The organism is Marinilabilia salmonicolor JCM 21150 (assembly GCF_000259075.1).
Classification (GTDB): domain Bacteria; phylum Bacteroidota; class Bacteroidia; order Bacteroidales; family Marinilabiliaceae; genus Marinilabilia; species Marinilabilia salmonicolor.
The window spans coordinates 136361-158525 of record NZ_AJKI01000002.1; the positions used below are offsets into that span (position 1 = coordinate 136361).

Genomic DNA, 22165 nt, shown 5'->3' on the forward strand with positions numbered 1-22165 from the left:
TTATCCTATTTCTCAATAATTTCAATGGTTTTAATCCGGATATCCTGCACTGGGCGATCTTCACCATAGGTTTCGACGGATGCAATTTTGTCAACAACATCCATGCCACTTACCACTTCTGCAAAAACAGAGTAATCTCCGTCAAGATAGGGAGCTCCGCCAACGGTAGTATAGACTTCCCGCTGCGTGGGGGTAAAGCGGAACCCCTTTTCCTGTTCTATATCATTGAGTTCCTCATCGGTAAAAATACGGCCTGCAATAATGAAAAACTGAGAACCGTCTGAGCGGTTTCGCGGATTACGGGCGGCCGGAAGTTTGGAGGCTGCAACCGCTCCACGCTTATGAAAAAGGGAGGGGACTATTTTGGTAGGTAAAGTATAGCCCGGACCTTTCCAGCCCACCACATCATCTTTACCTGCATATTTTGAGTCGGCCGCTCCCATCTGTATCAAAAAGTTTTTCAGTACCCGGTGAACCGTCAGACTATCATAAAACTGGTCACTGACGAGTTTTATAAAATTATCCCGATAGGCAGGCAACTCATCGTAAGTACGAATGACAATATCTCCCATCGTGGTTTTTATGCGAAATCCGGCTACTTTTTTGTAAGAAATATATACTTTGTCAGTTTTGGTTCGGAGATCATAGATGGAAGCAGCACGCTCGTTCTGCTCTTTCAACAGCCGGGCAATGTACTTTTTGGAAAGCACTACCCTTTGTAAAGAGTCCCTGGAGCCTCTCTCCTGAACGATACCCATAAATTCATGATTCAGTCTGAAAGCCGGTTTGCTTTCTTTTATGTTATCCGGGACAGTCCAGAAGCCCAACGAATCCAGCTCCTGATAGTCACCTGCAAGGGCCTTTACAACAAAGAGTTTTCGTTTGGGTCTTTTCAGGGTGTACAGCGTATCGGGCTGTGCAAGGCTGCCTTTAACCTTGATGTAATCCGTGTTATTTTGTTTTACCTTCAGCACCACCAGATTTAGATTGTGATCGTAGGCGGTATATCCTTCTACTTCCGTCATATCACGGGTTCCAACGGGAGCAATCTCTGCTTTGTAAGCTCCTTTGATCCATTCGAAGTTGGTGAGCACCAGATTCTCGTCCACAAAAAAGCCAAAACCTCTGTTCAATGCACGATTGTAGTGATCGTAAGTACGAATCTCGACCATCCCTTTGATATTATCCTGATAAGAGCCAAAGGAAACCTTATCTTTTATTGTTTCCTTTTTCCCGGAAGAATTATTACATCCCACTACGGAAAAAATCAAAAGACTGAATAGAAAATAAGAAAGTAAACCAGAGTTCCGGTGCATTTTAAAAGCGTTTTATTGCATTATTTCTTCCACCTTAATAACCACATCAGTAAAAGGGCGGTCGTTCTCATCTCTTTTCAGCGCAGCAATTTTATCAATAACATCAAACCCCTCGACAACTTCTCCAAAAACGGTATAGTCACCATCCAAATCAGGCAAACCGCCAATACTGGTGTAAGCCTCACGTTGAGCATCTGAAAATTCAATGTAATCAGACAATGAATATTCAAAATTGATCTTCTGCTTTATGTCGCGAAGTAACTCATTGAAAGCACGGGGATCCTCCTTCTTCAGCCGGGCCAACTCCTCTTTTCGGGGTACATAGAACTCTTTTTTCAGCCTGTTTTTAATGGGGATATTGTTGTTCTTTTCAATGATTTCCAATTGTTCATCTGTCCACACCCTTCCCTTAACAATATAAAACTGGGAAATATCCGACATCCTGAAATGATTGACATCTTCGGGTTGACGGGGAGCACATAAAGCACCCTTTTTGTGAAAATGGTGTTCGTGGGTCTCGGCATCAATGATAACTGCAGAATTGCCATACCCGATATGTTTACCAGCAGGAGCATTGCGTGAATCAGAGGACCCTCCCTGAATAACAAAGTTTTGTATCACCCGGTAGAAAAGTGTTCCGTCGAAGTGATCACTGTTTACCAGTTTTAGAAATTCATTCCGGTGATTAGGAGTGTCGTTGTACAATTTCACTTTCATGTTACCCAGGTTGGTATTGATGAGTACATAATGCGTGTACTCCTGCCCGTAAACAGTGTTCATTGCTCCAAGGAGACAACCTGCCATCAGAAAAATAAAAAATCTCCGCATATCTCTCAGGTATGATTAAAAAAATGACCGGATTACAAAATGCAACCCGGTCAAAAAAGTATGCAAATATTATTCCTCAATAACTTCCATAGTCATCTCAATGTCTTCGAGTGGACGATCCATCTGATCAGTAGTTACTTTTGCAATAGAATCGATCACATCAAGACCTTCTTCCACTTCCCCAAACACGGTATACGCATCATCCAACATGGGAGTTCCTCCGATAGTTGTGTATGCCTCGCGCACCTCCTCGGGAAATTCAAATTTGGCTGAATCACCTAATTCAGCTTTGGTTTCCTCTTCCAATTTTGAGATGAGCGCCTCAAAACCTTCACGATCGCCACGCTGACGCATCGCCATCAAAGAATCCTGGTAAGGAGTGATTTTATCAAACATCCGAGCCTGAATAGCTCTCTGCCCCATTTGATCTTCAAAATTATCCAATTGTTCGGTGGTCATCGTTTCACCCTGGACAATGTAAAACTGTGAACCCGAAGATTTACGTTCAGGATTGGCCTGATCACCCTGACGGGCAGCAGCCAAAGCGCCTTTTTTATGAAAACGTTTCGGGAAATTAATTTCTGCAGGCACAGTATATCCTGGACCTCCGGAGCCGAGCCGGGCACCTTTTTCAGCACCTTTGGATTCGGGGTCACCACCCTGAATCATAAAGCCTTCAATTACCCTATGAAACAAGAGGTCATTGTAAAAACCCTCTTCCGCCAGTTTAAGGAAATTCTCCTTGTGCTGAGGTGTATCGTCGTAAAGTTTAATTTTCATATTGCCATAAGGGGTTTTCACCAAAACCTTTTTCTCAGGTTCATCGCAATGGGTAAACAATACGCCCAGAGACACAACAAGTGAAAACAGCGTAATTTTTCTAAAAGAAAGAAATGATGTCATGGTTCAAAATTTTCTGATTACTGTAATTGAATTTTTAGATATTCGAATGCGGATTTTTTAAGCACATGGTTCAAAAATGAAGGAGTCAGCGATTTTAACCGTTTCACCTCTTCAAACTGCGGCCACCCCTCTTCATCACGACCGTTGGCTTTCAGGTAACCTTCTCTGCTCAACAGGGTACATTTTCCGAGATTAATCAAATCCATCTTCTCCTGTCTTTCGTAGGGCTTCATCCCCTTCCCCAACTCCTGAATCCCAATAAGAAACAACATAAAATCAAAATCCGCTGTCACCTTAAACTTTTTACTGATCTCCAGAACCATCAAGTCCCAGTTTTCTGCGTTGTATTCTGTCATAACTATATCCCCTTTTCCCCGCCTGAAGACGTTTCTTACATATTTCCTCTACCTCAGGGGGATGATTGTAAAAGTCAAAAATAATAAAAGTTAAGGAATTGCATCAATGCCAATAAAAAAGCCGGTCAGGAAATTCCTGCCGGCCTTTTGTGGGTTGTACTGGATTCGAACCAGTGACCCCTACCCTGTCAAGGTAATGCTCTAAACCAACTGAGCTAACAACCCCTGCTTTGTGCTGCAAAAATAGTAAAAAAAGGATTCGTTCCTCATGTTGCAAAAGAAAAATCAACAAAAAAAGGTTCGGCAAACCACCGAACCTTTTTCTCTGGATTTTTTTTCTGATCTAAGGGAAAGGCGAAACTTTCTTGGCGACAAAGATAGACATCTTTTAACAACCTCAAACAAAAAGTGGATATTTTTTGATTTGAAGTGGATAAAAATATCATTTCCACACCTCCACACACCTGATTACCCCCTGACATCAACCTTTGTAAGTGATTTTAACATTTATCCTGTAAAAAAATAGTTTTTATCTTTTTCCTGCGATGGCATCCACTGAATATTTACCGGATCCCAGGAAGAAAGTTGCTGCAAACGCAATAAAGTAAACCAAAGCAAACTCTTTGGAAGCCCCTCCGGCAGAGAATAATGGATCCCCGGAATGTACGACCAATGCTGCAGTGAGCATGGTAATCATAAGCGGAATAGATGCCAGACGGGTTCTGAGACCTATCAGCACCATAATTCCTGCCACAAATTCAGCGAGAGTGGCCAATACCAGATTAATTGTGGGACTGATGCCAAACAAAGCGGGGAACTGAATATTTCCGGAGAGCAACATTTGAAGTTTGCCCAACCCATGTCCGAATGCTATGAAAAAGCCAAATCCCACACGTAATATAAGTGCAGCTAAATCTTTTGATGTTTTCATGTCGATATTGTTTTTGATGAATTAAATTAACAACGAAATGACAATTTGGTTTTAACCAGCCTTATTGATAAGAAAAATAAGATGATAACAGACTGATAGCCTGAGAGCAATTGCCCCGGGCATAACACCCGGTCATTAAAGACATCCCCCCTCTCAATATTGGTCGCGACGCGACCAATATTGAGAGGGGGGAGAGGGGGGAGATTTGTTACAATTTCCCTGGGGCGCTGCCCCAGGCTATTGCTCTCAGGCCGTTGGCCTGTTGAAAAATAGTTTTGAGAACAAAAAACCTTGCCCTCAGGAGAATCCGGACCAATTGAAAACGCAACATCATTATGTATTTAAACCCTCGCTTTTAGAGAGACTGCTTTATTTTACAATGTCCAACTACCTGCGAAATACAACCATCCTCATGAATTACTCTAACCACAATTCATCAATATAAAAACCAAAAACACCTTCAAACTCCTGAGCAGGTAATACAATCTGTACCATTTCTATTTCAGCCATATTAAAATCTGTAGCATCTCCCGGGCCGACGAACCATGGCAGATAATCGGGAAATGACCGGGGAACAATAGCAATGGGTCCTGCATCAAAATCCTCCAGGCTTACCATATAAAATTCATCATGGGCATTCAGTTTCATCTGGTATTTCCGAACCAGTCCGGATTTGTCAATCAGAGAAACATGAAGAACAGGAGGCATTCCGGCCCTCACCTTCGCCTTAAGAACCAACTTCTCCTTTGATAAAATGCTTTTTTGACGTCCGGCAATTTTCTCCTTAAAATAATATTTGAATGCATGAAACGGCTCATCGTTTGCAAGATTTGCTATGTCAGGAGAAAAATGGTAAGAGAGCACTCGTCTGTTAGAATTCGGAACCACCCCGATTCCCTGTCGCCACGAAGATGCCGAAAACTCATAATCATCCGCACTCCACAACAAAAGAGGAGCATCATCCGGTAAAATATCAAGACGGTAGCTCTGGCGGGAAGAAAAGTCCCAGTCACGGGGATTTCCTGCAATACCCGAAGGGAAAGTTCTCCAGCCACTCCCGGTTTGCCTCACTCCTATATAATAGTTCAAGGTTTGGTTCCTGTTAAAATCTTCTGGTAGCAAAACCCTGTATTGATTAGTAACAATTTCTTCAGCATCAAAACGCCGACTGTGGTAATGTCCCTCTCCTACAAATACAGCAACCTCATCAGGCTTCTCCGCGGAGATTACATCAAAAGAAATCTCCACCTCATCACTCATATTCATTGATTGGGACGTTTTGTTCTGTACCAAAAGGGTATCCAGATCCGATGCCGGAGCTACAAATTCATTGAGCACTATATTTTTAAAAGGGCTCTGAACATCAATTTTCGTGGTAACACCCTTCTTCCTCAATAAATAAACCCCGGGAGTAAGATCAATTGCCCCTTCATCGGCAATAGCTACCAGAGAATTCCCATCATTGATAGCCTGAGCCGAGAAAGCATCTCCCAATTGAGGTAAATGAATCGTTATGGAATGTGCTGCATGCAGCACAGCAGCTTTTTGCACATTGGGATCAACCGAACTGTAAGGATCCATAAGCCATAAGGCATCGGGCATCATCTCCAGGCGCCAGATTCCAGACTCTATTTCATCAAGAAAATAAGCACCCTGCCCACTGTATTTCACCACAGGACTACTACCAAAACCTGCTATTTCCTTCAGTTTCGAAACATCTGAAGGCATTGAAAATGTATTATTTGTGTAAAAAAACCGGTTTTCTGAAAGGTATTCGGCCAGATTCTGTTCATAACTGACCCTGACATCCCCAAAAACATTATTCTCTGGAAAATCCCCAAAATCAGCATTTCGGGGAATTTCATGAAAAACGGCTGACGCAATCTTTAAGCTAAGGGCCTTTTGAGGGGCATAAGCCAGATTCATAAAGTGCGTGCCATAATTGGTGTTGAACGGGGCCAGGAACATGGCATCATAAGCAAATTGTGTTGCCAGCTGCAATCCGGCCTCCCTGAAGCTTCGGCCCATAACGGGATACATATAATTTCCGGACACATCTGCAGGATCAAATTCATAAACAATTTTAGCCTTATTTTTGAACCCCGGATGATCTTCATAAGGAATCTTGTATTCCGCCACATGTGGCAGGTAATTTCCTTTCAGTGCATGGTTGGCCACCAGTCCCGACGGATACCATTGAAAGGTTCCCCCATCCACATCGGCCTCCATATAGGCATCTGCCAAATGGATACTGTGACTCATATTATAGAAAACAGGCTTTTGCAAACCGGTTTTTTTCATCGAAGAAACCATCCTGTTAATGTAGGCCTTCACCTCTTCTACGCTCCCACCGTGATGTGGTTCGTTGGAAACTTCAAAAGCAATAACATCAGGGTCGTCTTTATAGGCAATCCCAGTATAGGAATTCTTGTGATAAAGAAATTGCTCCAGATAATTGGCCTGTGCTTCTATGGCATCAGGATTTGTCAGACAGGCATCTTTACCATATTTATTGGAAAACCCGGGCGTATCTTCGTCAGGCTCGGGCCAGCCGTTGCCCCAAAACGCAATGGGAGTAATTACAAATCGCATTCCGCGCTTTTTCATCTCATGAATGGCAAAATCGAACAACCACAGGTGCTCATTTTCCAACAAATTACCCACAGAATCGGAAATCTCCGTATCCCACACATGTACCCGATAAAGATCCAGATCGAGCCGGGCGAAATGATATACATCCTGCCTGATGGCCTCCTCATGATCAATGCCCATCCTTTCAGCCATCCGGAAAGCATGTGCAAACGGGACGGAGTAGTTGACTCCAAAACCCACTATTTCGGATTGATCATCATCCCAGCGCAACACACCATCATCATCCACATAAGCATGACGGGAAGGCTGACCTGATGCAGCCGCAAATACAAAAAACAGTATGATTAACAGTGTTTCTCTCATATCATTCAATTTTAGGGTTTCTGAAAGCCAGCAACCTTTTTTTAATTTTGGAGCTGCTGAATAAGTCAGCAGCCCTATTTTAAATTTATATTTTATTGTCCTTTTTGGCATTGCCCCAAAAAGAACCAAAAAAGTCTAGTCCGTTTAAACCTATCCGCCCGCGAAAGTCAAAATTTCCGGCCATTGCGCAAGGCCTTGAAAGTCGCCCATTTTGGCTTCCCGCTATCCGCCGGCCCGGAAAACGGACAGGCCACCGCGCCTTTTAAATAGGAAAAGTCCTTAAGCCTAAAAATATTCTTTTGAACAGTGATATTTTGACAATTAATCATCACAGGTGCAGACTTTTTGAGAGATTTACTTGAAAAATCTTGCACTTTGAATGATATTATCGGCTGTAATTAATTTATTATTAATCTTTTAATTATTTTTCAGCAAGCCCTGATTTAGTTTCTATGCATTGCCCCAGAAAGCCTTGGCTGCTTAACCTTATTACCCCTTGAATATGAGGAACCTTCACTTTAAAAAAGCCTTACAAGTTGTAATTCATTTAGTTCTATTGTCCAAAATAAAGCCCCTGACAGGATTAAAAACCCTGACAGGGGCGGATCAAAAAGGGAAAGATTGAATTACTGATTCAAGATCATTTCATAAGTGAGATTATACAAATCCACTGTTAAAGTGTATGTTCCTACCTCGGTATCATCGGTAATGTTTGCTCCACCATAACTAAGGGTCCCATCGCTTCCGCCGAATTTATCATCCCAGTTATCTGATTCAATGTAAAGCGCAAATCCCCAGGGAGAAGGCGAAGTTACCTCGATAGTCCCCGAATAAACACCGTCACCGGTTTTGGGAATAGATGTATTAAAGTCCCACACATCATTAAGACCTGACAAATACAACACATCTCCTAAGGGAATTAGCTCATAGGTCATGTTTTTCACATCCGCTTTTACCCAATAAGTCCCCGGGGCGGGAGCAGGAATATTGCGGCCTTCCACATTCATCTCCAGCAGGCCTTCACTCTCGCCCATGGTGTAATAATCGACTCCCCATTCCGGTGCTGTAAACATCTGGAATCCCCACTGGGAATTAATGTCCACTAAACCTCCGTAAAGCGTATCATTCAACTGAGGAATAAAGTTATCAAAAGTCCAGCTGCCACCGGTCTCTCCGTCTTTTGACCCGGGAAGATACAAGAAGGGAATAACAACTTCTTCCTGTGGCAGATTTTCTCCTTCTTCAATAGTATAAGTCCAACCCGAAGCACCTGTCAGATCAAGTGTGATAGTATTGGTTCCTGCTGATGGCACTGTGAAGTTTCCAGGAGCATCTGCAAGCACAATTTCACCACTCTCACCTTCTGCAAAGGAAACAGTTGTGGTAAGTGCCCCGGCATCTGCATCTCCGGTGCCGGTATTGTAGAGCAAGGCGTCACTGCTCAGCGTGACTTGTGCCCCTGCAGCCGCCGTTTCAATCACTCCGGCCCACAACTCCTGTGATTTAAAGAAAGCCAGTGAATCCTCAACAGCTCCTCCCATCGAAATTTTGGGCAGCCAGGTAGCTGTCCACTCCATATCTGTGGTATTCATGGTCACATAATACTGTCCTCCGTTGGCCGGGAACCAGCAATTCCACATGGTTGCTGCGTCGGTGGAAAGTTCAAAAGGAACTGCAGACACACCATTATTCCCATAAATGGCACCATCTCCTTCCTGAAAATAAAAATTCATCCACCCTGTCGCTTTAACAAAGCCGGCATATTCACCATTCTCTTCGGGAGAGTAGATTGTTGCCAGGGTATCATTTTGCTCAGAATTAAGGAGATAAAGTTTCGACATATCAATCACAAAAGGTGTGACTTCAACAGAAATGACATTGCTGTAAACAGGATCCATGTTGTTACCGACCGATGAACGCACTCTGAAATAAAGCGGTGAGGGCACATCAGGTTGCAATCCGGCATCCTTGGCCAAAGCATTGAGGCGGGCGCCTGTAAGTGCCAGCTGATCTCCGGTGCCCTGCAACTCAGTAAACTGAATAAAATCAGAAGATGCGGAAACCTCAACGGTCATTCCCGGCAAACCGGAAGCCACATCCATTGTTTCGTTGCTCACAGAAAGCTCTCCCGATTGCCAGGAGAAACTGAGCACCTGAAGGTCAGAATTTTCAATTGTCAGTACCACCTCAGAACCCGATACTGAAAGATCAGCAGCCTCAAGTCCTGACAGATAAATATTGTCTCCTTCCTTTTCGCAGCCCAAAACCAGCAAAAAGAGTAAAAAGACTCCTATATATGTTTTTATATTTTGCATTGTCTTACCAAATTTAAGGTTAGTAATTTTCATTTGACAAGTTAGGATTAGCGGAAAGCTCCGTTGCCGGAATGGGATAAATATTGTACTTCTCATTCACAGCCATCCCGTCTTTAACGCCACCCTTCCATTGCCAGATGTATTTATTGGAAGTAAATGCATCAAACCGGATAAGATCTGTGCGTCGCACTGCTTCCCAATAGAGTTCGCGTGCCCGCTCATCCAGGAAAAACTTATAGGGAATCCCATCATTGGTTGCTGTCAGATCATTTTCCGAAACCTCTGCCACATTGCGGATAGAACGAAGCTCATTGACATAATTCAGCGCAGTACCCAAATCGCTGTTTGAGCGTGCCGCTGCTTCGGCATACATCAGATAAGCATCAGCCAGACGGAACATTGGGAAATCTGTATCCACACCGTCGTTTTGAGTATTTGAGGAAGCCTCTCCGGCATCGGTCTTGTTGCTCCATTTCAGTACAAAGTAACCTCCACTCCGGTCATCTACGCCGCCATCCATATACTGACTTTGACCATCGGCATAAAACATGGCACGGGAATCATTTTCCAGATCAAACAAAGCGGGCATCTCTCCACGAATACGAAACATACTCCAGGCACTTGCAACACCGATCGTATCAGCAGGAGCACCATAGTCGGTATCTACGGCTCCACAAACCAGATAAGTGGTAGCACCCCAAGACATTACATTCTTACTATCCACCACCAGAGGCCAGATAATTTCGTTGCCGGGGCCTACACGCTTATGATTATCTGCATTGAAGAGTTTGCCATAATCATCTTCCAGTTCATAGCCTGCATCAATAACCTTTTGAGTATATGTCTTAACCTCTTCGTAATGGGTACCTGCCTCATATACTTCAGCATTGAGATACAAACGTGAAAGCAACATCCATGCTGCTGTTTGTGGTGCATGTCCATACTCACAGCCGGCAGCTTCAGTCATATTTTCGCTACATTCAATCAATTCAGTTTCAATAAACTCAAACATATCAGAAGCCTGATACTCATCGGGTAAAGAAGAACTACCAATCAATTCTTCATCCGCAAAAGGAATATCGTGAAACAAGTCCAATGCATGAAAGTAAGCCAATGCCCGCAGGAATCTGGCTTCAGCACGGTAAGTCCTGATTTTCGACTGCTCTGCATCAGTAAACCCTGCGATACGTTCATCCGTGCTGTTCTTAAGAAACTCGTTGCACAAAGAGATGGAATAATAGGAACGATAGTACATATCCGCCACCCAGGGATCGTTGGCATCCCAGGTGAGAAAAGTGAGGTCGCCAATGTTATCCCCCTCAATCCAGGTGGAACCCAGTTCGTCGGTTCCTGCTTCCTGAACATTAAAATAACAACGCATATAATCATATCCGTTATTGCTGCTAAGATCTGCGTCTCCTCCGCCTTTTTCCTGTCCGGCGGTAACAAAAGAAGCATAGCACTTGGCAAGAGCCGAAATGTAATTGTCCGGATTGGCATAAACCGACTCGGAAGTCTCTTCTATTTCAGGATACTGATTCAGGTCATCGGTACATCCGAAGAAAGCCCCCACTGTAAGTATCCAAAGTGTATATATTATTTTTCTCATAACGTAATTCCTTTATTTATTAAAATTCCAGGCCAACACTCAAAGAGAAAATGCGGGGACGAGGATAGAACGAAAGATCCATTCCCTGCGGCACTTCCGGATCAACACCGGAATACTCTGTGATGGTAAAAACATTTTGTACCATTGCAGTAGCATTCACATTGAGCCAGTTGGTCACTTTTCCAAAGTTATACCCTAAAGTGAGGTTATCCATTTTGAGGAAAGAGGCATTTTCAACGTAGTAATCTGACAAATACTGACGACTCTGAAATCCGGTCTCCAGGTAACTCTTGTTCAGATTATTGAGCTGATAGGCATTGTAAGACATGGTTCCCAGTGCCCCGGTATTCATGGCCATCCCATTATAGACATAGTTGCCTATATTGGCTCTGAGACTGGTACTCAAAGTCCAGTTTCGATACCTCAAAGAAGTGCTGAAACCCAAAATATAATCAGGGGCAGGAGAATTGTAGCGATACAAATCTTCAGAATTGATCTCACCATCATCATTCAAATCGGCATAGGCCCCTTCAATGGGTTTTCCGGATTCCTGATCGTAAAGCTGATGATAAACGTGAAACATATACGGTTCATAACCCTCTGTCAACACCTGAAAGTAATAACTGTCGATGGTTGGGCCTATGGAAGTACTGGTAATCTCTGTTCCTTTGATTATGGAGAGATTTTTAATGTTCTGCGTCTGCCAGGCAGCGTTGAATGTGAGATCCCAGGTCCACCGGTCATTGTCAACAGGCACTGCATTCAGGCTAACTTCGAAACCTTCGCTGTCCACATTCCCCACGTTGGTAAGAATGTTTTTGTCGAAATTGGTTCCCGCCGGAGAAGGCACTGTTGCCAAAAGATCTTCTGTTTCCCTTGTGTAATATTCTGCAGAGCCCGACAAGCGATTGTTGAAGAACCCAAAATCAACTCCGAAGTTGTAAGCCCTGGTGGTTTCCCATTTTAAATCGGACACATAAGCCTCCGGACGATAGGTATTCACAGGGTTATTGCCAAAGATGTACTGGGCACCTGTCTGACTAATAGTATAAACAGGCAGATAATTATAGTTTCCGATTCCTTCCTGCTGGCCTGTAATACCATAGCTTGCACGCAACTTCAGATTGCTCAGCACATCAATATCTTTCAGGAAGAATTCCTCAGACAATCGCCATCCCAGAGCAACGGAAGGGAAAGTACCCCAGCGGGTATCTTCACTAAACCTGGATGTCCCGTCCTGGCGGATTGTAGCAGTTAGCATGTAGCGCGATGCAAAGGTATAATTCAGTCGTCCGTAGTAAGAGATCAGTGCATGTCGCTGATCCGATGCTGCAATGGAGTTCTGCACCTCACCGCTCACGTTCAGTTCTTCATAAAAAGGTCTGGTACTCTTCCAGAACTGATAATCATAACCTGCTGTTAAATCAACAGTACTATTTATGTTTTCCAGATTCTTATTGTAGTTAAGATAGGTCGTCAGCAAGCGATTTTCTTTTTCCTCAGGGCCATACGTGTAATCCCGGCCATTGGTCATGTAAAATTCGACTGCATCGGCAGGCACAAAAATATCACCCTCTCCTTTGGCATAATCATATCCAAGGATGGCATGTACCTTCATTTCAGGCAAAAATGGAAGTCTGTACTCAGCATCCAGATTGGTAATTACCCGCCCCACATCACTGGTAGAGGTATTTTGGTTTAACAGTCCAACCGGATTAATGACAGCCGACGTTACCGGAATTCCTGATCCATCAATGGCTTCGTTGTAACCGCCAAAAGTATCAGCACCGGAATACACGGGGATGGTAGGATTAAAAGTCGCTGCCCCCCATATTGCATCTGTTTGTGCAAAAGTATTTTTATTCAACGCTCCTTTTACTCCCAAAGTCACTTTCAAATCGTCATTCAGAAATGAAGGAGAAACCGTCAGGTTACCGGTCATTCTCTCGGCGTTATCGGTTTTTACAATACCATCCTGGTTGTAGTAACCCAGAGAAAACCGGAATGGAACCTCCTTCAGTTGCCCTGAAAAACTAAGGTTGTTATCAGTACCGAAAGCCAACTGGTATATTTCATCATTCCAGTCAGTATTGTAATCGCCCAACAAAGCCTGCTGAGCCGGCGAACCATCACGATTCACTACATTTCTGAATTCTCCGGTGGAAAGCATATCCGCAAGTTTGGTTTTCGCCTGCAGAGAGTTGGTCGTACTGAAAGTAACCTTCAAATCATCGCCAGCCCCTTTCTTAGTTGTTATTAAAATCACTCCGTTGGATGCTCTTGATCCATAAATCGCTGTTGAGGAGGCATCCTTCAGAACTGTCATGCTCTCAATGTCATTGGGATTGATCAGACTCAGAAAGTTATTGTCATTTCCACTGATTCCGCCTGACTCCAATGGCACACCGTCCAGTACAATCAGCGGATCGTTACTGGCATTAAGAGAAGCACCGCCCCGAATCCGGATAGAATTACCGGCAGAAGGCGATCCGCTCTGAGACATAATTTGTACCCCCGAAACTTTTCCGTTGATCAATTGCTCAGGAGAACTGATAATCCCCTTCTGGAAGTCCTTACTGTTCACATTGGACACAGCACCTGTAAGATCTCCCTTGCGTTGCTGCCCGTAGCCAATGACCACCACTTCATCAAAGCTGATCACATCGGGCATCAGAGTAATATCCAAACGGCTCTGATTCCCCACTTCAATCATTTGGGTTTCATACCCGATATAGGATATGCGCAACACATCGGGGTCGGAAGCCTGAATGGTAAATTGTCCATTGGCATCCGTAATGGTTCCCGTTTGGGTGCCATCAATAAGAATCGTAACACCGGGAAGCGACTCATTGATCTTCCCGTCAACGATGGTACCGGTAATGGTCTTTTGCTGAGCAATTGCCAGGGTTGCAAAAAGCCATAACAATAGCAATGCGACCGGTTTTTTCTTTGGTAATCGCAGATTTTTCATATTCATAGTTGTTTGGTTTTTATAATATGGGCTCTTGTATAATGGATTCATGAATCCATTTTACCAGGACGTTATTATGGTACTTCTATAGTGAGCGGGTCAGCAGCAAGCCCGTTGGCCGATGCCTTTATGGTAATGACACCTCCCTGATCTCCGGCTTTCAGGAGTATGGTAGCAATGCCCGCTTCTGCACTCACCGGGTTCGCACCAATCAATTCGGCGTCCCCTTCTACTGAGTAAGTAACGTTATTAAAAGCTTCGGGAAGTATTGTGCCATTCGCATCCGTAACAGAAGCATACAGGAAAACCACATCATTCTGCCCTTTCTCCAAAGGACGACCGCTTTCGTCAATCCAAAGATTTAGTTGTGCAGCCTGTTCCGGAGTGCGCCTGATGGTTTCTGTCATTTCCTGCCCGGCCACATATCCTTTTGCAGTCAGTTCGCCCGGTTCAAATCCATTGAGGTGAAAGGTAAAAGGGGGATGTTTGAGGTGGGAGCTGATGCGATCAGCATCAGGCTTTTGTCGCCCGAAAGACTTACCGTTTACAAAAAGTTCCACCTCCTCGCAGTTGCTATATACTTTCACTTCAGAAAAAGAAGGATCGTTATAGAAATTGGCAATTTCGATGAATGGCCCGTAAAACTCCTGACTCACTTCAGGCTTAATATCTGCCTGGCTCTTGTAGAAATAGAAAGCAAACTTGGGCAACCGGAAGAGATCCATAACACCGGAAGCCTCAAGATCAGGGGCATAGCCACGGTTATAGTCGAACATTAGCCAATTGGCATCACCGCAGGCAGGCCCCTGCAAATTGCTGTTGTGGGCTTCCTGATAATTAAGAGCCTGCTGCGCCAGCCGCTTTTGACCGAACCCACGCAACTGACGTGAGTTACGCTCTTCTGATGTAAGATCTTCAAACGCTTTCTGGTTAAACCCGGCATTTTGGGCATAATACTCCCAGTCGCCGTACTCAGCAATTAAGATGGGCTTCTCCTTATCGTAGCGATTCCAGTAATGAGGGGATTTCCCGTGTTGTCGTGCAGGAATATAAACGTCATAGACATCGTCAATCCATCCGCAGGTATAAGTATCCTCATGCGGGTATTCCTCATGGACGGCAGCATGTGCCCGCAGCATAAATTCCCGGGTCATCCCCGATTCGTTAAGTGAGGCTTCCCAAATCACCACGGAAGGATGATTGCGATCGCGACGAACCATATTCCGTACATCCTGAATCGCATTGTCCTGAAACGCCTCGTTGCCGAAAAACTGCCAGCCGGGAATGGCATCCATCGTCAAAAGTCCGAGCTCATCACAAGCCCTCATAAACGAACGGGAATGCGGGTAATGTGATAAGCGCACAAAATTGAATCCGGCCTGTTTTATTTTGTAAGCATCGCGGTAATTGGCATTGTCGGACAAGGCATAACCAATGTATGGATATTCCTGATGGCGATTGGTTCCTCTCAGAAACAAGGGTTCGCCATTGAGATAAAACTGATCGGCCGTCCAGGAAAAAGTCCGGATACCGATGGTTTCAGAAACAACATCCACCACTTTTTCATTTTCCAGCACTTCTACGGTCAGATCATACAAATTAGGATAGTCGGGCGACCATAAAGCAGGCTCCTCAACATCAAATGAAGTCTGGAAAACCTGATTTCTCATGGCTTCCACATTGTGCGCAGCAACGATTTGCTCTGTTATCACATTCCCGTCAGCATCGTTCATTTTTACGCTCAAACCAATATCAGCAGAATTTTGACGCTGATTATCCACATCCACTTTAACATTCACAGTAGCTTTTTCGTCCGAAACATCAGAATAAGTCACAAAAACACCACCTCCCGCAACGCGGTTAGCTCCAACAGGATCGGTAACATGCACCTTATCCCTGACCATCAGCCAAACATTGCGATAAATACCGCTAAACCAATTGAAATCAAGATCGGCTATGGGTTTGCCCGGAGGCACCAGTTCGTTGTCCTCATTATTGAGTCGCACCAGAAGAACATTCTCTTTCCCGTATTTCAAGTGCTCACTCAGTTCAACATAAAAAGGCAGGTATCCTCCCTGATGTGTCATCAGCTTTTCTCCATTGAGGAAAATATCAGCGACCTGCATGGCTCCTTCAAACTTTAACGCCACATGTTTGTCTTTCAAGATATCAGGAGCCGTGAATGTCTTCCGGTAGAAACTGGTTCCCTGCCACTGCTGGTCTTTTATCACCAGAGGCTCCACTGCTGCAGTATGCGGAAGAGCAACCTGCTCCCACCTGATATCAGCATCACCTGAACTTAGTTTATTTACATCGTCAACTTCAGAATCCTGAATAAACTGCCAGTCTGCATTAAACAAATTGGCGCGTTGATCAAAACCTGAATGGTCGGAATTGTTCCGGCACGAAGCAAGCGTTAGAACTCCTATGGCCATCAAAAGTGCTCGTTTCAACATAATTTTTATTGATATTAATAGTTTACATCAAGATAATCTGCGGCTTCGGTGATATTGCCGTCAAAATCGAAAAGTGCACAGTTCTCCCAGCTGGATCCGATTCCCCACAGATCTTTCATTCCGGAAGAGATCCAGGCCGGTTCCCAGTAAATAACTCCAATGGCACCTGCATTGGCCATATTCTGAGAAAGGGTGGTCAGGTATTGCTTTTGTCCCTCAATAGTGTATGGAAAGCCTTCCAGAGGCACTGTTTCTGAAGAATAAATATTGCCGTAGTTATCATCGTATTCTGTAGTAAAAGGATAAGCTGTCTCCATCACAAGAAGATCTTTACCGTAGGTCGATTTAAGATCGGATATTAATACCGGTAACTGATCAAAAGCAATAGTCGTATGCCATATATGATAGTAAGAGAATCCCATGATCTCAAAGTCTTGTACATTCCCTTTGTTAATGACATCAGCCATCCACCATTCCAGATTTTTTGGATCAGCGATGTGCAGGGCCACTTTTATTTCTGAGCCCGACTGGCTTTCAATATCACGAACAGCCTCAATTCCCGCATTGACAACCTTCCCAAAGGCCGCCCAGTTACCATCATAAACATTCAGATCCGGAAAGCCTTCCGGAATATTTGTCGTCATCATTCCGGGGTTGGTCTCATTCCCAATCTGCACCATTTGTGGCAACAGGTTTTTGTCATTCAGATAAGAAAGTGTTTCATAAGTATAGTTGAACACCGAATCCGTTAGAACATCCAGACTGGTAATATCCTTCCAGGCGGCAGGAACATCCTGATGTCCGGGATCTGCCCAGGTATCACTGTAATGAAAGTCCAGTAAAACCGCCATGCCATTTTGGTGAGCACGCTCAATAGTTGCGGCTACATCGGCAAGTCCACTGTAAACAGGAGTAGCTTCTCCATAAATATCTTTTACCCAGGAAGGATTGTGCCAGAGACGAACCCGTACCAGATTTCCTCCTTTTTCACTCAATACCTCAAAGGGATCGGAAGCAACACCTTCTTTCTTATAGATACCTCCATGGTCTTCCACCTGGTTGACATACGAAAGATCCAGGCCTTTGATAAATGCCGGCAATTCAGGGATCTCAGTCTCTTCTTCCTCCGTGCCATTTTCAACCGGCTTCCCATTGTCATCATCCGAACAGGCAAAACTCATCATGGTAGCAAAAAATAGTGCCAGGATAAATACTATTTGTTGTTTCTTCATATCTGTAGTCGTTAGTTATGTAACTATTTTCTAAATCTCACATCAAAGCTAAACAACCTCTAAAAAATGTAATTGCCCTTATCTTGCAAGTTGTTGTCAAAATCTTACATCCGTACAACAACCACGAATAAAGTCAGTCGAAACACAAGAAAAACAAGGGTTTTAAAAAATTGTCGAAATCTTACAAAAACTTGTTGAAATTCATCAACCCGCTAATTTCTGTTAATTTATTTCTATTTTTACCATAATACCAGCAACCAATTTTTATCTCATAAAAGTCCTATGCCATTCCGCCCACCGACATATTTTCTTCTGACAACAGTTCTGCTGCTGACAATATTTGTGGCCAAAACGGGAGCAGCTTCGTCACTCTATTTTTCAAACCTCACCATTGAACAAGGTCTGCCATCCAATGTGACCAACTCTATCGTTCAGGATAAACACGGTTTTATCTGGATTGGAACCCAGGAAGGAGTTTGCAGGTACGACGGATTTAAAATGATGACATTCCAGCACACCGGTGAATCCGGCAGCATCCCTTCCAACAATATTTCAGCGCTGGTTTGCGATGGCGATCGCATCTGGGTAGGAACCTGGGACGGGCTTTGCACCATTAACATCCATACATTCGAGATTGAAACCATCAACATAGGAAAAAACAAGACCATTCGCACCCTGTTTAGGGACAAGCAGGGAAATATCTGGATCGGAACTGCCAACGGTCTTTTAAGACACAATCCGGAAAATAATATTTTCAACTGGTTCGATCGTTCCAACTCGGGATTGTCACACAACACCATCCGCTCCTTTCATGAAGGAGACAACGGAGATTTATGGATAGGCACCTATGATGGGCTAAACCGCTTTCGTGACGGAGAAATAACCTCTTTCGATGTTAAGGGAGCATACAAACCTCTTCTGGAAAACAACCTCATCGTTTCCATCAGCGAATATTCCGGTAATTGCGACTCGTTGCTGTGGATAGGAACAGAAACCGGTCTGGCTCTTTTCAATACCAAAACCGGAGATTTTAAGCTTTACAACGCTACCAACACCAATTTCAGTAATGAAGTCATAAAAACCATCTACCATGCATCCGATTCAGTACTATGGCTGGGGACAGATTTTGGATTGCACCTTTTTGATATACAGAAGGAATCGGCCACTGCATATTTTCATGATCCGCTGATCAACAACACCATCGCCAACAATGTGGTATGGCAGATAATGGAGGACAATAAAGAAAGAGTGTGGCTCATCACCTCCGGCGGAGTTAGTATTGCAAACAAAAGTGAACCCTACTATCATCTGCATGAAGAGTTTTTCAGCAACAAAGAACCAAGAATTGGCAACCAGATAAGAGATATTCTGACAGACCGGAGTGGCCATGTATGGCTGGCAACCATCCATGGGGTGGTGAAAAAAAATGAGGAAACGGGGCGAAGAACCACCTATTCATCTACCTCGCAAACAGAAAACAAAGTTCTGCTGGACAATGTCTATGCACTTGAGGAGGATGAAAAACAAAGAATATGGATCGGTACTGCCGGCGGCATAAACATCCTGGATCCCAAAAACCAAACGATGTACGCCATCACCGCAGGCAAAGAAAACGGCCTCACCTCCAACTATATCAGCAGTATTGTACAGGCTCCTGATGGCAGCTTCTGGGTCAGTGCATGGGAAGGCGGGGTTTTTCGAACTGAAGCAAAAGGAGAATCACCACAAAATTATCAGTTTACCCGAATAGACACCAACGGGGACGGACATTTAATACGAGGAAACCGGAGTATTTACTATGCTATTGGCAATCAACTCTGGACGCTGGATGCAAAGAAGGGCAAACAGCCGGTCAGCACAGTCAACGGAATTATTGCTAAAGGTGTGATTACAATCCTTCGGGCAGGAAAAAACAATACGCTGTGGATTGGCGCAGAAAACCGGCTGATTCAATATCAGGAAGCTTCTGAAGAAATCCGGGAATACCACATCAACGTCAACCATCCGCAAAAAATAATCAACCTGGAAGAGGACAATGATGGAAATCTCTGGGGCACCACTCAGAATTCCATTTTCCGTTTGGATATCAGCAGAGAGAAAGTAATCACGATTCCGGTGGAAGAAGGCTCTCCCTTCAAGGGATTTGACTCCAATTGCAGTGCGCAAAAGCAGAACGGAAATATCCTCTTTGGGGGTGATAACGCCTACCTCGAAATTACCCCCTCACACATCAGTTATCCGGAAAGCAAACCGACAATGTTCATTTCAGGACTGCGAGTCAACAATCAAGCAGTCACCCCTTCTCAAAAACCTGACATCCTGAAAGATGACATTGCATTTTCCAACCAGATAGACCTGAAGCATCACCAGAATTCGCTGACCTTTGAATTTTCCGCATTGGATTATCTCTACCCCGACAACGGACAATTTCGCTACCGTCTGAAGCCGGAGCAGGATCAATGGCTCCAGAGTTCCAAACAGAAGAACTATGCAGTATATGCCAATATCAAACCCGGGAATTATACTCTTGAGGTTCAGGGAACCAACCACCTGGGTGTCTGGAGTGCAACAAAAAACCTGCAAATTCACATTGCCCCATCCATTTGGTTGAGCAAGGGGTTCCTGATATTGTATATTGTGTTGATTATCGGTATCACTTATTTTATATTCCGCATCTACAGCTACCGTCAAAGACTTAACAACGAGTTGAAAATCGTAAAGATTGAAAAACAACACAGTGAAGCGCTTTACCAGGCAAAGATTCGTTTTTTCACCAACATCTCCCATGAATTCAGAACACCTTTAGGCCTGATTATGTCGCCTCTTAAACAACTTTCGAAAGTCGATATTAAAGAGCCGGGATTTCAAAGGATGATAGAACTGGCACACCGCAATGCAGGGAGACTTTACAAACTTATTAATCAACTGCTGGATTTCCGAAAAATTGAATCATCTCAATTGCAGCTTATCCAACAACCTGTTGAGATTAACGCTTTCGTAAGAGAAGTCCATGCCTCTTTTGATGATTTGGCACAGAGGCATCAAATTGATTATCAGCTTCAACCCCTCCCGGAACCTCATCAATATCTTTTAGATGCAGATAAAGTGGAAACCATCCTCTTTAATCTTTTGTCCAACGCTTTTAAATATTCCTCTGACGAAGGAACTATTAACGTCACCCTCAACATTACATCATCTTTGAACAACGCGCCCACGCTGGAAGTGAGTATCCGCGATCACGGGCCCGGAATTGCAGAACAGGATCGCGAACATATTTTTGAGCTTTTTTACCGGACCGACGAAACCATCAATAGTCATGAAGGATCCGGAATAGGGCTAACCCTTGCCATGGAATATGCCCAGTTACACGGAGGTACCATTCAACTAAAAAACCATCCGGGTGAAGGAAGCGAATTCATTCTGATGCTGCCTGCAATTGAAACCACCGAACAGCATGATGTGGTCAAAACAGAAAACACCCTCACCAAAAAACAGCACGAGTCTTCAGATACATCCGACCTGCCATCAGATGCAAAAAAAATATTGATTGTTGACGACAACACGGATTTTCTTGATTACCTGAAAATCAATTTTGAAGAGGAATACTCCCTGACACTCGCAGAAAATGGTGCCCAGGCATTAAGAATGGCAAATGCAGATCATCCTGATCTTATCATCTCGGATGTGATGATGCCGGTAATGGATGGCATGGAACTCTGCGGAACCCTGAAAACCAACCAGGCATCTGCTCACATTCCCATAATACTCCTGACTGCCAAAACCCTTGACATGGACAAAACAGAAGGGATGAATCGGGGAGCAGACATGTACATTACCAAACCCTTCGACATTGATTTCCTGAAATCAAGCATCAATAGTCTCTTCCGGCGGGAAGAGCAGATGACCCGCTACGTCAGGAACCAATTATTGCTGATTCCGGTAAAAGAGGAGCCCGGAGAACGGCCGGAAGAAATTTTCCTGAAAAAAGTTATGAGCATCATCCGGCATAACCTCTCCAACCCTGATTTCTCAGTAGAAATGCTGAGTAGTACAGTGGGCATGAGTGCCACACACCTCTACAGGCGACTAAAAAGTATTACAGGTCTTTCTACACGAGACATTATCAACAACTACCGGATGCAAAAAGCCGAACAGATGTTATCCAACCGGGAAGGCAATATCACAGAAGTCATGTATGCAGTAGGATTCTCAAGCCTGTCAAGTTTTTCCAAAAGCTTCAAAGCCAAATTCGGAGTGTCGCCAAAAAGGTATATGGAGAGGTAGGGGCAGCTG

The 22165-nt window shown here is 44.0% G+C and carries 12 protein-coding genes and 1 tRNA gene; 1 reads left to right on the top strand and 12 read right to left on the bottom strand.

The features are described 5' to 3' along the window. Positions 1-5: 5 nt before the first annotated feature. The 12 genes from W7W_RS22710 to W7W_RS0101265 form a co-directional block, all read right to left on the bottom strand. The gene (locus W7W_RS22710; RefSeq protein ID WP_010662046.1) at positions 6-1316 is read right to left on the bottom strand and encodes a peptidylprolyl isomerase; all 1311 of its coding nucleotides are present in this window, start codon (positions 1314-1316) and stop codon (positions 6-8) included. A 12-nt stretch (positions 1317-1328) separates the two neighbouring features. Further along, positions 1329-2144 (bottom strand): peptidylprolyl isomerase, encoded by an 816-nt coding sequence (locus tag W7W_RS0101195; protein ID WP_010662047.1) that lies wholly within the window; start codon positions 2142-2144, stop codon positions 1329-1331. Positions 2145-2213: 69 nt separating this feature from the next. Further along, complete coding sequence (locus tag W7W_RS0101200) at positions 2214-3047, bottom strand: peptidylprolyl isomerase (protein ID WP_010662048.1); 834 nt, start codon at positions 3045-3047, stop codon at positions 2214-2216. 17 nt (positions 3048-3064) lie between these two features. Further along, complete coding sequence (locus tag W7W_RS0101205) at positions 3065-3403, bottom strand: hypothetical protein (protein WP_010662049.1); 339 nt, start codon at positions 3401-3403, stop codon at positions 3065-3067. Between the two features lie 150 nt (positions 3404-3553). Then, positions 3554-3628 (bottom strand) — tRNA-Val (locus tag W7W_RS0101210). 304 nt (positions 3629-3932) lie between these two features. Continuing rightward, positions 3933-4334: a DoxX family protein gene (locus tag W7W_RS0101220; protein ID WP_010662051.1), complete on the bottom strand. Its 402-nt coding sequence runs from the start codon at positions 4332-4334 to the stop codon at positions 3933-3935. 417 nt (positions 4335-4751) lie between these two features. Continuing rightward, entirely contained in the window at positions 4752-7289 is a 2538-nt protein-coding gene (locus tag W7W_RS0101230; protein ID WP_044084383.1) for a glycoside hydrolase 5 family protein, read from the bottom strand. A 626-nt stretch (positions 7290-7915) separates the two neighbouring features. After that, positions 7916-9604, bottom strand: a complete 1689-nt coding sequence (locus W7W_RS0101245) for a DUF5114 domain-containing protein (protein ID WP_025006695.1) — start codon at positions 9602-9604, stop codon at positions 7916-7918. A gap of 19 nt (positions 9605-9623) precedes the next feature. Further along, the gene (locus W7W_RS0101250) at positions 9624-11213 is read right to left on the bottom strand and encodes a RagB/SusD family nutrient uptake outer membrane protein (RefSeq protein ID WP_010662054.1); all 1590 of its coding nucleotides are present in this window, start codon (positions 11211-11213) and stop codon (positions 9624-9626) included. 19 nt (positions 11214-11232) lie between these two features. After that, positions 11233-14190 (bottom strand): SusC/RagA family TonB-linked outer membrane protein, encoded by a 2958-nt coding sequence (locus tag W7W_RS0101255; RefSeq protein WP_010662055.1) that lies wholly within the window; start codon positions 14188-14190, stop codon positions 11233-11235. Positions 14191-14258: 68 nt separating this feature from the next. Further along, positions 14259-16640, bottom strand: coding sequence for a glycoside hydrolase family 2 protein (locus W7W_RS0101260; RefSeq protein WP_010662056.1), 2382 nt, complete (start codon positions 16638-16640; stop codon positions 14259-14261). Between the two features lie 14 nt (positions 16641-16654). Next, a complete protein-coding gene (locus W7W_RS0101265) occupies positions 16655-17872 on the bottom strand; it encodes a glycoside hydrolase family 53 protein (RefSeq protein WP_010662057.1) in 1218 nt (405 codons plus the stop codon). A gap of 282 nt (positions 17873-18154) precedes the next feature. Here W7W_RS0101265 and W7W_RS0101270 point away from each other — a divergent pair, with 282 nt between their 5' ends. Continuing rightward, positions 18155-22156, top strand: a complete 4002-nt coding sequence (locus W7W_RS0101270) for a hybrid sensor histidine kinase/response regulator transcription factor (protein WP_010662058.1) — start codon at positions 18155-18157, stop codon at positions 22154-22156. Positions 22157-22165: the final 9 nt, after the last annotated feature.

Coding starts and splice junctions, on each gene's coding strand:
- W7W_RS22710 (WP_010662046.1), bottom strand. CDS start 1,316: ATGCACCGGAACTCTGGTTTACTTTCTTATTTTCTATTCAGTCTTTTG.
- W7W_RS0101195 (WP_010662047.1), bottom strand. CDS start 2,144: ATGCGGAGATTTTTTATTTTTCTGATGGCAGGTTGTCTCCTTGGAGCA.
- W7W_RS0101200 (WP_010662048.1), bottom strand. CDS start 3,047: ATGACATCATTTCTTTCTTTTAGAAAAATTACGCTGTTTTCACTTGTT.
- W7W_RS0101205 (WP_010662049.1), bottom strand. CDS start 3,403: ATGACAGAATACAACGCAGAAAACTGGGACTTGATGGTTCTGGAGATC.
- W7W_RS0101220 (WP_010662051.1), bottom strand. CDS start 4,334: ATGAAAACATCAAAAGATTTAGCTGCACTTATATTACGTGTGGGATTT.
- W7W_RS0101230 (WP_044084383.1), bottom strand. CDS start 7,289: ATGAGAGAAACACTGTTAATCATACTGTTTTTTGTATTTGCGGCTGCA.
- W7W_RS0101245 (WP_025006695.1), bottom strand. CDS start 9,604: ATGCAAAATATAAAAACATATATAGGAGTCTTTTTACTCTTTTTGCTG.
- W7W_RS0101250 (WP_010662054.1), bottom strand. CDS start 11,213: ATGAGAAAAATAATATATACACTTTGGATACTTACAGTGGGGGCTTTC.
- W7W_RS0101255 (WP_010662055.1), bottom strand. CDS start 14,190: ATGAATATGAAAAATCTGCGATTACCAAAGAAAAAACCGGTCGCATTG.
- W7W_RS0101260 (WP_010662056.1), bottom strand. CDS start 16,640: ATGTTGAAACGAGCACTTTTGATGGCCATAGGAGTTCTAACGCTTGCT.
- W7W_RS0101265 (WP_010662057.1), bottom strand. CDS start 17,872: ATGAAGAAACAACAAATAGTATTTATCCTGGCACTATTTTTTGCTACC.
- W7W_RS0101270 (WP_010662058.1), top strand. CDS start 18,155: ATGCCATTCCGCCCACCGACATATTTTCTTCTGACAACAGTTCTGCTG.